This window comes from Flavobacterium sp. HSC-61S13 (assembly GCF_024171535.1).
Classification (GTDB): domain Bacteria; phylum Bacteroidota; class Bacteroidia; order Flavobacteriales; family Flavobacteriaceae; genus Flavobacterium.
In genome coordinates, this window is the sequence record NZ_JALJZV010000025.1 from 19,803 (window position 1) to 33,731 (window position 13,929).

A 13,929-nucleotide genomic window follows, 5' to 3' on the forward strand; every position below is an offset into this window, starting at 1 on the left:
TTTTTTAAAACTTAGAATTTTATTAAATTTAAACTCAATTATAAATTTATGTTTATGAATTTAAGCAAATCGAAATTTCTCTTAATAGGAATTTTTTTATTCACGTCTTTTTTTAGTTATGCACAGTCCAATTCAAAATTTAAGGTTGTTCTTGACGCCGGTCATGGAGGCAAAGATTTTGGAACCAGTCACAACGGTAATGTTGAAAAACGCATCGTTTTATCTGTCGTATTAAAAGTAGGTGAAATATTAGAGAAACAACCCGATATTGATGTAATTTATACACGTAAAACGGATGTTTTTGTCGAAGTCAAAGAACGCTCGGTTATTGCTAATAAAGAAAATGGAAACGTTTTTATATCCGTACATTGTAACGGGGTCAACAGCAATGATGCTAGCGGTACGGAAACCTATGTAATGGGTTTGAGTAAAAACAAATCCAACTTAGAAGTTGCTAAGAAAGAGAATGCTGCTATTACTCTAGAAGATGATTACAAAAACAAATACGCGGGTTTCGATCCGAATTCTCCAGAGTCATTGATTGGACTGACTTTGATGCAAGAAGATTATGTTGGACAGAGTATTGATTTGGCAAGTAAAGTCCAAGACGGTTTTACCAACGAACTAAAAAGAAAGAGTAGAGGAGTCAAACAAGGGCCTTTCTGGGTGCTGCACGGAGCATTTATGCCGAGTATCTTAATTGAATTGGGCTTTGTATCGAACAAAGAAGAGGGCGAATACTTAAATTCTGAACGCGGACAACGCGAGTTAGCTGAATCTATCGCTAAGGGGATTTTAAATTATAAGAAAGATTTCTATTCTGCAAGTAAAGGAAATACAGCCGTAGCAGTAAAAGACACTAAAACGGTTAAAAATAATCCAACACCAGTACAGGAAGTAAAAACTACAGTAGTACAAAATAAAGAAGAAGTAGAAAAAGTTGAAAGCAAGGTAGTCACAGCTAAAGATGTTGTATTTAGAATTCAGATTTCAGCGAGTTCTAAAGTTTTGGATTTGAAACCGTCAAACTTTAATGGACTTTCGTCTATATTTATGATCAAAGAAAACAATTTGAATAAATATTATTATTCAGAGACTAGTGATTATAACGAGGCGCAGAAAAGACTTGGAGAGGCTAAGCTTAGAGGTTATACCTCTTCATTTATAGTAGCCTTTAAAAAAGGTAAAAAAATATCTGTTGCAGAAGCCTTGAAATAAATAGGTAGCCTTTAGATAAAAAAGTTTATTTTTGCTCATTAAAATCCACAATTTTGAAAATATCAAGAGAAATTAAGACAGCGATATTGGTGCTATCTGCCATTATGTTATTTATTTGGGGTTATAGTTTTTTAAAAGGGCGTAGCCTTTTTGATAACAGTATGAAATATTATGTTTTATACGACAATGTAGAAGGGTTAACTACTTCTTCACATGTAACCTTAAATGGACTGGTTGTTGGTAAAGTTAGTAAGATCACCATTCAGGAAAACACGGGAAAATTAATTGTCGAGATTTCGATGACAAATCCTTTCGATGTTTCTAAATCTACTGTTGCTTATATTTATTCTCCTGGCTTAATAGGTGGTAAACAGATTGGTTTGGAACCCAATTTTGCTGATAAAGAAGTGGCAGCCTCTGGAGATTACTTAAACGGACAGATTCGTATGGCCTTTACAGATCAACTCGGAGAACAATTAGATCCGTTGCAGAAAAAATTGGAATTGGTATTGGAAAATGCCAATAAGATGTTGGCGTCTGTCAATTCTATTTTGGATGAAAAAGCACAACAAGACATCAAAAACACCTTAGCTAATTTGGATAATACCTTAGCTAATGTGAATTCCATTACTAAAAATGTAGACGGTTTGGTGGTTAATAATACTGCGAAGTTAAATACCACTATGGGCAATCTTTCGAATGCTAGTGGTAATTTTTCGAAACTATCGGATTCTTTAACGGCTTTGGATATTACAGGAACTTTTGCTAAATTAGAGTCGGCTTCTAATAATATTGATCAAATCATTGGTGGTATTGAAAAAGGAGAAGGTTCGGTTGGTAAATTACTTAAAGACGAAGAACTGTACAAAAATTTGAATCAGGCTTCTAAAGAGTTAGAGGAGTTACTTAGCGATTTGAAATTAAACCCAAAACGTTATGTACACTTTTCCTTATTTGGAAAAAAAGCACCAGTATATACGCCTAAAGAGGTAGAAGCTGAAGTGAAAACTCCTGAAGATTCGACTAAATAGATCACGCTGATCTATATGATAACAAAAACAAACCTAGAACAACGACTCAATTGACAATAAATTAACTGGAGATATGCAGTACCTTAGTAATATTTTATTTTTAATTTTATTAATAGTAGGATTTACTTTTTTCATCATGAATGTAAAAAAGTTGATGCGAAATATTAAGTTAGGACAGCAGGTAGATCGTACGGATCGTCCCGCAGACCGACTCAGGAATATGGCTATGGTTGCTTTGGGGCAATCCAAAATGGTTAAACGCCCAATTGCTGCTATACTTCACTTATTTGTTTACGTGGGGTTTGTCGTGATCAATATTGAAATGATTGAGATCATCATCGACGGCCTTTTTGGAACTCATCGGGTTCTATCCTTCATGGGTGGATTTTATGATGTTTTGATTGGAACTTTTGAAGTCTTGGCTTTTTTGGTGATTTTTGCGGTGGTGGTATTTTGGATTAGAAGAAATATCATCAAATTAAAGCGATTAAATCAGCCTGAATTAGATGGCTTTCCTAAAAAAGATGCCAATACCATTATTTATTTTGAAACGGTGTTGATGTGTTTCTTTTTATTGATGAATGCTGCGGATTTTTATTTACAAAACTTGGGATACACGCATTATACTGCCGTGGGGTCTTTTCCGATTTCGCAATATATCGCTGGAATTTTTAATGGAATGGAGCCAGCAACGGTTGCTTTAGTAGAACGCGTGGCTTGGTGGGGACATATTATAGGTGTCATGGCCTTTATGAATTATTTATACTTCTCTAAACACTTACATATTATCCTAGCTTTCCCAAATACGTATTTCGCCAATTTGAATCCGTTGGGTGAGTTTGATAATCTAGCGAGTGTTACCAAGGAAGTAAAATTAATGATGGATCCAAATGCAGATCCGTTTGCAGCTCCGGAGGAACCGGCTGAACACGTCAAATTTGGTGCATCTGATGTACAAGATTTGAATTGGGTGCAATTGCTTAATGCTTATTCTTGTACAGAATGCGGTCGTTGTACATCATCTTGTCCAGCTAATCAGACAGGGAAAAAATTGTCTCCACGTAAAATCATGATGGATACTCGTGATCGTTTGGAAGAAGTAGGGAAAAATATCGATGCCAATAAAGGTGTCTTTGTGGCTGATGGTAAGAGTTTATTAAATGATTACATCACTACAGAAGAATTATGGGCTTGTACTTCTTGTAATGCTTGTGTAGAAGAATGTCCGATCAATATCAGTCCATTATCAATCATTATGGATATGCGTCGTTTTCTAGTGATGGAGCAAAGTGCTGCGCCCCAGGAATTGAATGCAATGATGACCAATATAGAGAATAACGGTGCTCCTTGGCAATACAATCAAATGGACCGTTTGAACTGGAAAGACGAAAACTAACAAAAATTAGGATTGGCTATTCCGTAGTCAATCCCTAACATATCAATACCATTTACTATGTCAGAGAGTTTAGTAGTGCCTACAATGGCCGAAATGATGGCAAAAGGAGAACAGCCTGAAGTTTTATTTTGGGTTGGCTGCTCAGGAAGTTTCGATGATCGAGCTAAAAAAATCACTAAAGCATTTGTAAAAATATTAAATAAAGCCAAAGTACCTTTTGCTGTTTTAGGAACAGAAGAAAGCTGTACTGGTGATCCTGCAAAACGTGCTGGAAACGAATTTTTGTTTCAGATGCAAGCCATGATGAACATTGAAGTACTCAATGCTTATGAAGTACAAAAAATCGTAACAGCTTGTCCACATTGCTTTAATACCATCAAGAATGAATATCCCGAGTTAGGGGGTAAATACGAAGTGGTTCATCATACCCAGTTTTTGAAGGGCTTGTTGGACGATGGTAGATTGACCATTGAAGGAGGTGTTTTTAAAGGAAAAAGAATTACCTTTCATGATCCTTGTTATTTGGGTAGAGCGAATCAGATCTATGAAGCACCAAGGGAATTGATTCAAAAATTGGATGCTGAATTGGTGGAGATGAAACGATCTAAAGTCAACGGGTTGTGTTGTGGAGCTGGTGGAGCGCAAATGTTTAAAGAGCCAGAAAAAGGATCTAAAGACGTCAATGTTGAACGAACAGAAGATGCTTTGGAGACCGAGCCGGAGATCATTGCAGCGGGTTGCCCTTTCTGTAATACGATGTTGACTGACGGAATAAAATACAAAGAAAAAGAACATCAAGTAAAAGTGTTAGATGTTGCGGAATTAATCGCGACTGCACAAGATTTATAATTATGTACGTACCATTTGAAGAAATGCCCGAGCATTCGAGAATATGGATATACCAATCCAATAGAAAGTTCTCTGATGACGAGGTTCAAGATATAGAGAAGGAATTGTTGGAGTTTACCACCCAGTGGGCTGCTCATGCAACACCCCTTCAAGCATCATTTGCTGTAAAATACAATCGATTTATTATCCTAGTAGTGGATCAAGATGTGCACCCGGCTTCGGGATGCTCTATCGATGCTTCCGTTAGAATTATTCAACAATTCGAACAGAAATACGGGGTGGATTTGATGGATAAGATGAACGTGACCTACAAGTCAGGTGATTTTATCGCCTATAAAACCCTAATCGACTTTAAGAAAATGGTCAAGGAGAAAGCGGTTTCTGATCAAACCATTGTCTTTAACAACTTGGTTAATGACTTGGGGGAGTTTAACGATTTCTGGGAAGTGCCTGCATCGGAAAGTTGGCACAGTAGGTTTTTTTAAATAAATCAACATTATCTTATTTTATAAAATCATCATCCAACTTGTTTTGAGTGATGATTTTATTGTTTCATTCCCTATTCTATGAGAAAATTAACTGTCTTATTTTTAGTGTTATCCAGCTCGATTTTTGCACAAACCAACAGTAAAAAGGCGCAAAAAGTTTGGGTAGATAGCGTATATAATGCGATGACTTTTGAGCAACGGGTGGGTCAACTTTTTATGGTTGCCGCCTATTCCAATAAAGATAATGCACACCTTAGAAGTCTTGAAAAGCTCGTGGTAGAGCAGCAGGTGGGAGGTTTGATATTTTTTCAAGGTGGTCCTCTACGTCAAGCTACCATGACCAATAGCTTGCAGAAATTGGCTAAAACTCCGATGTTAATTGGTATTGATGGAGAATGGGGTTTGAGTATGCGTTTGGATTCAACACCGCGTTTTCCGTGGAATATGACCTTAGGGGCTGTACAAGACTTAGAATTGATCAAACAAGTTGGGGTACAATTGGCACAGCAATCACAACGAATTGGCTTGCATTTTAATTTTGGACCTGTGGTAGACATCAACATCAATCCCAAAAATCCGATTATTGGTGTACGTTCGTATGGGGAAACTCGGGAGGTAGTAACCGATCGGGCTATAGCCTTTATGGAAGGCTATCAAAGTCAAAACCTGTTTTCTACGGCCAAACACTTTCCGGGTCATGGAGATACATCAACAGACTCGCACTATTCATTGCCCTTGATGGATTTAACGAAAGATCGTTTGCAGAAGGTCGAATTGTATCCTTATAAAAAACTAATCGATCACGGCTTAGCAAGTGTGATGGTAGCTCATTTGAGCTTACCGGTTATTGAGCCAGACCCAAAAGTGCCGACTTCGTTGTCTTATAATGTAGTGACCAAATTATTAAAAGAAGACCTGGGTTTCGAAGGTTTGATCTTTACTGATGCCCTAAATATGAAAGCGGCTTCGAATTACTTAAAACCCGGTGAAATTGATTTGGCCGCATTTATGGCTGGAAATGACGTATTGTTATTCGCTGAAAATGTTCCGACCGCTTTAGTTAAATTTAAAGAGGCTTTTGATGCCAATGTCTTCACAGAAGAACGTTTGGCACATTCGGTAAAGAAAATATTAAGTTATAAATACAAAGCGGGTTTAACAGATTATAAGCCGATACCGTTAGCGAATATCACGGCCGAATTAAACGACAGTCACTACGACGATCTCAATACTAAATTGTACAATCACGCCATGACCGTGCTTAAAAACGAAAGACATGCTTTGCCTATTGCGCATTTAGAGAAGGAGAAAATAGCCTATTTAAAATTGGGTGATGACTCGGGAGACGAATTTCTAAATCAATTAAATCAGTTTGCGGCTGTCACAGCTATTGATACCGCTGCAGAGAACTTTAGTGTAGCGGATCTAAAACAGTTTACCCGTGTGATTATCGGTTATCACAAGGCTGATAATCCGTGGAGAAAACACGATTTTACTTTTGCGGAACTCAATTGGATTAATCAGATTGCAGCACAAAATAAAACGATCTTGGTTTCTTTCGCAAAACCGTATGCCTTGTCGGCGGTTTTAAATTTCGGACCGATTGAAGCGGTTATTCAATCGTATCAAAACAACAAATTTGCTCAACAGGCTTCGGCTCAGATTATCTTTGGTACTTTGGCGGCAAAGGGAAAATTACCCGTTACTATTAATAATGAATTCGCAGAGGGAACGGGCATAAAAACCAAAACGCTTTCCCGATTGGGATTCTCTACTCCGGCTAATGAAGGTATGGATGCGGTAAAACTGCAAAAGATCGATCAATTGGCTCAAAGAGCTATTGATCAACGTTTAACTCCAGGTATTCAGGTAGTAGTGGCCAGACACGGAAAAGTAGTCTATCAAAAATCTTTTGGTAACCATACCTTTGATAGCAGTCAACCCGTATTAAATTCCGATGTTTATGACTTGGCTTCGCTGACCAAAATCTTGGGAACTTTACCGTTGTTGATGAAAGAATACGAGGCGGGTAAAATTACGATGAAAACCAAATTGGGTACTTTGATTCCAGAATTTGAAGACAGCAATAAAGAGGACATCACCATACAAGAGGTATTGACGCATCAAGCGCGACTTCAAGCATGGGTACCCTTTTACAAAAGCACTTTAGACGAGCAAAATCAACCCTCAAAATTTTTCTATTCCAATCATTACTCGTTGGAGTTTCCCGATCAAGTTTCGGAAAACTTATACATTAAAAAGGGGTATAACAAAATGATTTTAAACGAGATTGCGGAGAGTAAATTGTTGCCTAAGAAGCAATATAAATACAGTGATTTAGGATTTATCGCTTTAAAAGAGTATTTGGAGCAGTCCAATCATTTGTCTTTAGACCAATTGGCCGATCGCGAATTTTACAGTAAGATAGGAGCAAGTACGATGACATATAATCCTTTGAGAAAAAGAGATATGGCTACCATTCCACCAACAGAAATTGATACGTACTTCCGGTATACTACCGTACAAGGATATGTACACGATATGACTGCGGCTATGGAAGGTGGTGTTGCTGGTCATGCAGGATTATTTGCCAATGCTTTAGACGTAGCTAAGATGATGCAGTTGTATATGCAAAAAGGAAGTTATGGGGAAGATCGATTTTTCTCTGAAAAGACTTTTAATGACTTTAATACTTGTTGGTCTTGCAAGGATGGAAATCGCCGTGGAGTAGGTTTTGATAAACCTCAGAAACCGGGAACAGCTGGTCCAACTTGTGGATGTACATCGATGGAAAGTTTTGGACATACGGGCTTCACGGGAACCATGACATGGGCCGATCCAGAAAAAGATCTGATATATGTTTTTTTATCTAACAGAACTTATCCAGACAGCAACGACAATAAATTGTCAAAAGCCAATGTCAGAGAAGACATTCAACAAGCCATTTATCAAGCAATCAACGATTAAATAAGACCGTATTATCGTCTATTTTGTAAAAGTAACTCGGATTGATTTATTAAGAGTAGATTCTAGTATCTGTTGAAAAATATTTGATAATGTAAAATAGAAAGCCTTTAAAATAAAGTATTTTATAGTACTTTAGGGACCAATTAGGAAATAAAGTATATGAAGATAGGAATAGTATGTTATCCCACCTTTGGCGGTAGTGGGGTTGTGGCAACAGAACTGGGATTAGAATTGGCAAATCGCGGTCATGAAGTTCATTTTATAACATATAGTCAACCGGTTCGCTTAGCCCTTTTGAATCACAACATCTTCTATCACGAAGTCAATGTGCCAGAATATCCTTTGTTTCATTATCAGCCCTATGAATTAGCGCTATCGAGTAAGTTAGTGGATATGGTGAAGTTATACGGTATCGAAGTATTGCATGTTCATTATGCAATTCCACATGCTTATGCGGGTTATATGGCCAAGCAAATGTTGTTAGAACAAGGGATTTATCTACCGATGATCACCACGCTGCACGGCACGGATATCACCTTAGTAGGAAATCATCCTTTCTATAAAACCGCGGTTAGTTTTAGTATCAATAAATCAGACTATGTCACTTCCGTTTCGGAAAATTTGAAGAAATCAACCTATGAATTGTTTGATATTCAAAAGGAAATTCAAGTCATTCCCAATTTTATTGAACAAAAACATTACGAAGAATTTGATGACCTTCCTTGTAAGCGTTCGGCGATGGCAGTTCCAGAAGAACGAATCGTCACGCACATCAGTAACTTTAGAAAAGTAAAGAGAATCAAAGATGTCATTATGATTTTTAACGGAATTCAAAAAGAAATTCCAGCTAAATTGATGATGGTGGGTGATGGCCCTGAAAAAGAAAAGGCGGAACAGTTGGCAATGGATTTGGGTATCTATGATAAAATTATCTTTTTTGGTAATAGCAATGAGGTTGATCGTATCTTATGGTATTCAGATTTGTTTTTATTGCCCTCGGAAACAGAGAGTTTTGGATTGGCAGCCTTAGAAGCTATGGCTTGTTCCGTTCCGGTTATTTCGAGTAACTCAGGCGGACTTCCAGAGGTTAATGAACACGGTTATTCCGGTTTCCTAAGCGATGTTGGAGACGTGGATGATATGATCAAAAATTCACTGCTAATTCTAAAAGAAGAAAACACCTTAAACGAATTTAAACACCATGCTAAAGAAGTGTCTAAAAAGTTTAATATTGATAAAGTATTGCCGTTGTATGAAAATTTATATATAAGAGCGCTGGAGTCTTGCAAATCTAAACAGGAGTAAACCCTGGTAAATTGATGGTATTAGATAATATAAAAGCCTCGGACTACTTGCTAGTTCGAGGCTTTTATAAAAAAAATAAGGACTGCAAATCCAGTGATACTATTTAGGTTTTAACTTATTTTCAGTATATTGTATTTCGATTGATACTATTCCAACGGATTGATGTCGTCGGCTACAGGAAATTCTTGTGGGGTATTGCCAATCGTTTTATCCAATTCAAATTTAGAGGTATCGGACATGCTTCTTCCGCCAGCTAATTTCACTTTATCCAGCAGGTTTAACGCTAGTTTTTCTTCTTCGCGTTGCTCGTTGACCAACCATTGTAAAAAGTTCCAGGTGGCCCAATCTTTTTCTTCAAAACTCCAATTGACAATTTGATATATGGCTTCGGTGTTTTTTATTTCCTGATCGAGAACCATTTCAAAACACTCCAAAATATCTTTGGGTTCCGGACCGGGCTTCTCCAGTGCTTCAATGACTACTTTAGCACCGCGTTCTTGTATGTACTCCATAACTTTCGCCATGTGTACGCGTTCTTCTTGAGAGTGTTTCATCAAGAAGTTTTTAACTCCATCATAATGGGCATCGTCTGCCCAACTTGCCAACATTAAGTAAATCTGTGAAGAGTTTGCCTCTAAGGTTACTTGACTATTGAGCGCCTGAGTTAGTTTCTGTGATAGTCTTTGTGTTTTCATAATGTGCGTTTTTTTGATGATACTTTGAACTTTGTTTTGAGAAAAACATAGGCGTTTAACTATAAATATAAGAAAAAATAATTAGAATTAGCGGTATTTCGCTGATATAAAGGATTTTATATTTAGATTTAATAAATAAACAATTGCGAATCTGGCTCTCTCAATGGGGTATAGCGGTGTTGATTGTAGCAGTGTATTAGTTCTAGTATGATATAATAGCCTATTTTTTTGAAGGATTTGATCTCAAAATAAGAATTGCAAATTAGTTTTGAAATTTTTGTTCGCTAAAGGTAAACTTCCTTAAAATATTGTATAAACATTCTTCTATTTGTACTAGTAAAATCGTTCCTTTGTGGGCTGTTTAAACTACGATATGGAAACGACCAAAAAGGGAATAAAAGGGAGCGTGATTAAGGCTGTAAAAATATTGGGAATTGCATTGGCAACATTGTTATTGTTGATGTTTGTTGTTCCGTTATTTTTTGCGGATACCATCACCAAAAGCATCAGGGATCTCGCGAATGAAAACATCAAAGCCAAGATGGATTTTGAGACAATAGATTTGTCTTTTTATAAAAAGTTCCCATCCTTAACAGTGACTATAGACAAGCCTGAAATCAAAGGTGTCGGTTTGTTTGACGATCAAACGCTGTTGCAAGCCAGTTCGATATCCTTTGGAATTGACTTGATGAGTCTACTAGGCGATAAAATCAATTTGAATACCGTGTATTTAGACGATGTTGAATTTAATGTTCAAGTGGATTCTGCTGGAAATGCAAACTATGATATTTGGATCAGTGAAGATGAAAAAGTAAAGAAGGACGATGATGCCACCGATTTACGTATTGAAAAAATAAAGATTACCAATGCTCATATCGTATATAATGATCTAGCAAATAAACTTCAAATTGAGGCAAAAGGGTTTAATTATTTAGGTACTGGTGATTTGAGTTCTGAGGTTTTTGAATTGAAAACCTTGGCGAAAATAGAATCATTTGATCTGGTTTTTGATCAGGTTGCCTATGTAAAGCAAAAACCGGTTTCTGCTAAATTAATTACCAAAGTAGATACCAAATCGTTGAATTTTGTCTTTGAGGAAAACGATTTGAGAATTAAAGAATTGCCGGTATCCTTTAAAGGTAAATTCGGATTTTTAGATAAGGGTTATGATTTGTTGTTCGATGTGGTTTCTAAAAACGGAAAACTGGAAAACTTATTATCTGTGATACCTGTAGAATATCAATCGTGGTTGGAGCAAACCGATATTCGTGGAAATTCAGATGTCACCTTTCAATTAAAAGGTCAATTCATCGCAGAGGACAATATTAAGCCGAGTGTCGAATTGGGATTAAAAATTTCGGATGGATACATAGCTTATCAAAAAATTCAAGATCCTTTAAAGGACTTTAATTTAGATTTTTATTTGACATTGCCTGATTTGGACTTGAATCGGTTGAAAATTGATGTCAATAATTTGGCCTTTACCTTAAAAAATAAAGTGACAAAAGGATCTTTTCACAGTGTAGGTATGGAGTCGCCGATAGTTTCAGGAGCCTTGAAGAGTTCCTTGGATTTAAAGGTTTTTAAAGAAGCCTTGGGTATCAGTCAACTGGATTTGGCCGGTCAATTGGATTTGGATTTTTCGACTGAAGGACAATTTGCACGTTCTATAGTGGTTTCTGGTTTGAGAAAAGACCAGATCGATACGGTGGTTTCGAGTATTCCTAAATTCAAATTGGAAGGACAAGTTAAAGAGGGGTATTTCAAAATGGCACAATTGCCGGCAGCCCTTGAAAAAATCAATTTTAGTATACATGCAGAAGCGGCGGATAGCCTGTATCAAAATACAAGAATTGAGGTTCAGCATTTAACTGCTGAGGCATTGACCAACTATATCAAAGGTCATTTCATCTTAAAAAATCTACGGGATTTTGATTTGGATGCCAACGTTAAGGCGGCGCTTAATTTGGCAGAGATTTCAAAATTTGTACCGGTAGATCAAGTTGAAATGCGCGGTGATGTATTGATTGATGTTGTGGCCAAAGGAACCTATGAACCGCATAAAAAGCGTTTCCCGATTACCAATTCTGTAGTTAAGGTTCACAACGGCTATATCAAGATGTTAGCCATGCCCGAATTGCCGGTTGAAGATATTGATATAGAAACGTATATCAGCAGTAAACGCGGGTCGTATAGCGACTTGTTGATTAAAGTATTGCCTATTCAATTTAAAATTGCGGGTGAGCCTTTTAAAATCGATGCAAATCTTTATAATTTAAACAATCTTAGGTATAACATCAACTCCAAGGGTAAATTAAACATAGGTAATATTTACAAATTGTTTAAAATAGATGGGTTAAATGTCCAAGGAAATATACAAACGGATTTGAGCTTAAGAGGTTTACAAAGCGATGCGATGGCGGGTAACTACAGCAAGCTTAAGAACAGCGGTAGATTGACGGTGGATCGCATCTTTTTAAAATCAGAATTGTTTCCACAAGCTTTAGATATCAAAAGAGGGGTTTTTAAATTCTTTCAAGAAAAGATGTTGTTTGAAGATTTCAGAGCTGTTTATGGAACTTCTAAATTTTCAATGAATGGACATTTATCGAATGTTATTCAATTTATAACCAGTGACAACGGAAAATTGGAAGGAAAGTTTGATCTGAAAAGCAGAAAACTCGATGTGGATGAATTGATGGTTTTTGGGCCAACTTCTACGGTTGCTAAGCCATCTAAGTCAACGGTAACTGCTGGAGTGGTGATGATTCCAAATCACTTTAATATGGAATTTAATGCCGATGTGGCTCAGATAAAATACACGGATTTGATATTGAAGAACTTCAAGGGGAATTTAGTAACTCAAGCTGGAAAAGTGACGGTTAATCAAGCAAACTTTGATTTAGTCGGAACTCAAGTGGATATGAAAGCGAGTTACAAACCTACTTCGTATACTAGAGCGCATTTTGACTATGAAATCGATGCGTCGAATTTTGACATTCAACGCGCGTATAAAGAAATTAAATTGTTTAGAGAAATGGCAACCATGGCAAAAGACGCCTATGGTAAGGTTTCGTTGAAATACAAGTTAAACGGTACTTTAAATGCAGAGATGTTTCCAATAATGAATACTCTGGAGGGTGCCGGTGAATTGACTTTGGAGGATATTCAATTTAAGGGTTTCAACCTGTTGAACTCGATAGCCGATAAAACGGATATGACTTCTCTAGAAGACGGTAGTGTATCGAAGGTAGCTATCAAAACACAAATTAAAAACAACGTCATGAACATTGAGCGTACTCGTATGAAAATGGCTGGTTTCCGTCCGCGTTTTGAAGGACAAGTTACCTTGGATGGTAAGATGAATATCGGATTTAGATTGGGATTACCTCCTTTGGGGATTATTGGAATTCCGATGAGAATCACCGGAACTACGGATAAATTTAACATCAAACTCGGACGTTATAAGGAAGAGGACATGGAGGATAAACCCGATGAAGAAGATGTAGAAGAGGCCAGACAGTTAGAACTGGCTAAACAAGCTGCTTTAGAAGCTGAAGGCAAGATTACTCCAGAAGTGAAGCCGTAAAAAACGTTATTCGTTATTCGTGAATCGATGTTCGACTCACGAATAAGGATAACTCAACTCATAACTTTCGACAATTGATCACTGATAACTCGATGTTCGTGAATCGATGTTCGACTCGCGAATAAGGATATCTCAACTCACAACTTTCGACAACTGATTACTGATCAGTCAATGTACTTCCCTAAATAAGGTTGACCGTTTTTTGAATGTTTAATTCGTTATTAAAAATAGTAATAATTGGTTTGAAGAAAGTACTTTCTTTAAACCAATTATTTTCAAAATCTACAGGAGTCATCTTAACAATAGCGTCATGAGGTCTTTTGTTATTATAATTCCACACTGCTTTTTTTACCATAGCTTTTAACTCCATAAAGGTTTTAGGTTTCCAATA

The 13,929-nt window shown here is 36.9% G+C and carries 10 protein-coding genes; 8 read left to right on the forward strand and 2 right to left on the reverse strand.

All coding sequences use genetic code 11. The features are described 5' to 3' along the window. Positions 1-54 precede the first annotated feature (54 nt). The 7 genes from L1275_RS16035 to bshA all read left to right on the forward strand — a co-directional run bounded on the left by L1275_RS16035 (position 55) and on the right by bshA (position 9,254). Positions 55-1,218: an N-acetylmuramoyl-L-alanine amidase gene (locus L1275_RS16035; protein ID WP_253475787.1), complete on the forward strand. Its 1,164-nt coding sequence runs from the start codon at positions 55-57 to the stop codon at positions 1,216-1,218. A gap of 53 nt (positions 1,219-1,271) precedes the next feature. Further along, complete coding sequence (locus L1275_RS16040) at positions 1,272-2,249, forward strand: MlaD family protein (protein WP_253475789.1); 978 nt, start codon at positions 1,272-1,274, stop codon at positions 2,247-2,249. Positions 2,250-2,322: 73 nt separating this feature from the next. Beyond that, a complete protein-coding gene (locus tag L1275_RS16045; protein WP_253475791.1) occupies positions 2,323-3,645 on the forward strand; it encodes a (Fe-S)-binding protein in 1,323 nt (440 codons plus the stop codon). A gap of 57 nt (positions 3,646-3,702) precedes the next feature. Continuing rightward, positions 3,703-4,494 carry a (Fe-S)-binding protein gene (locus tag L1275_RS16050; RefSeq protein WP_253475793.1) on the forward strand — a complete coding sequence of 264 codons (792 nt, stop codon included), beginning with the start codon at positions 3,703-3,705 and terminating at the stop codon, positions 4,492-4,494. A 2-nt stretch (positions 4,495-4,496) separates the two neighbouring features. Beyond that, positions 4,497-4,979 carry an ABC transporter ATPase gene (locus L1275_RS16055; RefSeq protein ID WP_253475795.1) on the forward strand — a complete coding sequence of 161 codons (483 nt, stop codon included), beginning with the start codon at positions 4,497-4,499 and terminating at the stop codon, positions 4,977-4,979. Positions 4,980-5,060: 81 nt separating this feature from the next. Further along, on the forward strand, positions 5,061-7,949 hold the full coding sequence (locus L1275_RS16060) for a glycoside hydrolase family 3 N-terminal domain-containing protein (RefSeq protein ID WP_253475797.1): 2,889 nt from the start codon (positions 5,061-5,063) through the stop codon (positions 7,947-7,949). Between the two features lie 159 nt (positions 7,950-8,108). Beyond that, on the forward strand, positions 8,109-9,254 hold the full coding sequence (gene bshA, locus L1275_RS16065) for an N-acetyl-alpha-D-glucosaminyl L-malate synthase BshA (RefSeq protein WP_253475805.1): 1,146 nt from the start codon (positions 8,109-8,111) through the stop codon (positions 9,252-9,254). A gap of 146 nt (positions 9,255-9,400) precedes the next feature. Here the strand turns inward: bshA and L1275_RS16070 are convergent, their stop codons facing one another. Then, the gene (locus L1275_RS16070) at positions 9,401-9,949 is read right to left on the reverse strand and encodes a ferritin (RefSeq protein ID WP_253475807.1); all 549 of its coding nucleotides are present in this window, start codon (positions 9,947-9,949) and stop codon (positions 9,401-9,403) included. Between the two features lie 373 nt (positions 9,950-10,322). Between L1275_RS16070 and L1275_RS16075 the strand changes: the two genes are divergently transcribed. Further along, positions 10,323-13,538 carry an AsmA-like C-terminal region-containing protein gene (locus tag L1275_RS16075; protein ID WP_253475809.1) on the forward strand — a complete coding sequence of 1,072 codons (3,216 nt, stop codon included), beginning with the start codon at positions 10,323-10,325 and terminating at the stop codon, positions 13,536-13,538. 181 nt (positions 13,539-13,719) lie between these two features. On the opposite strand, the gene L1275_RS16080 is transcribed toward L1275_RS16075, so the two are convergent. Beyond that, on the reverse strand, positions 13,720-13,929 hold a 210-nt coding region (locus L1275_RS16080), incomplete at its 5' end, for an IS3 family transposase (protein WP_253472632.1).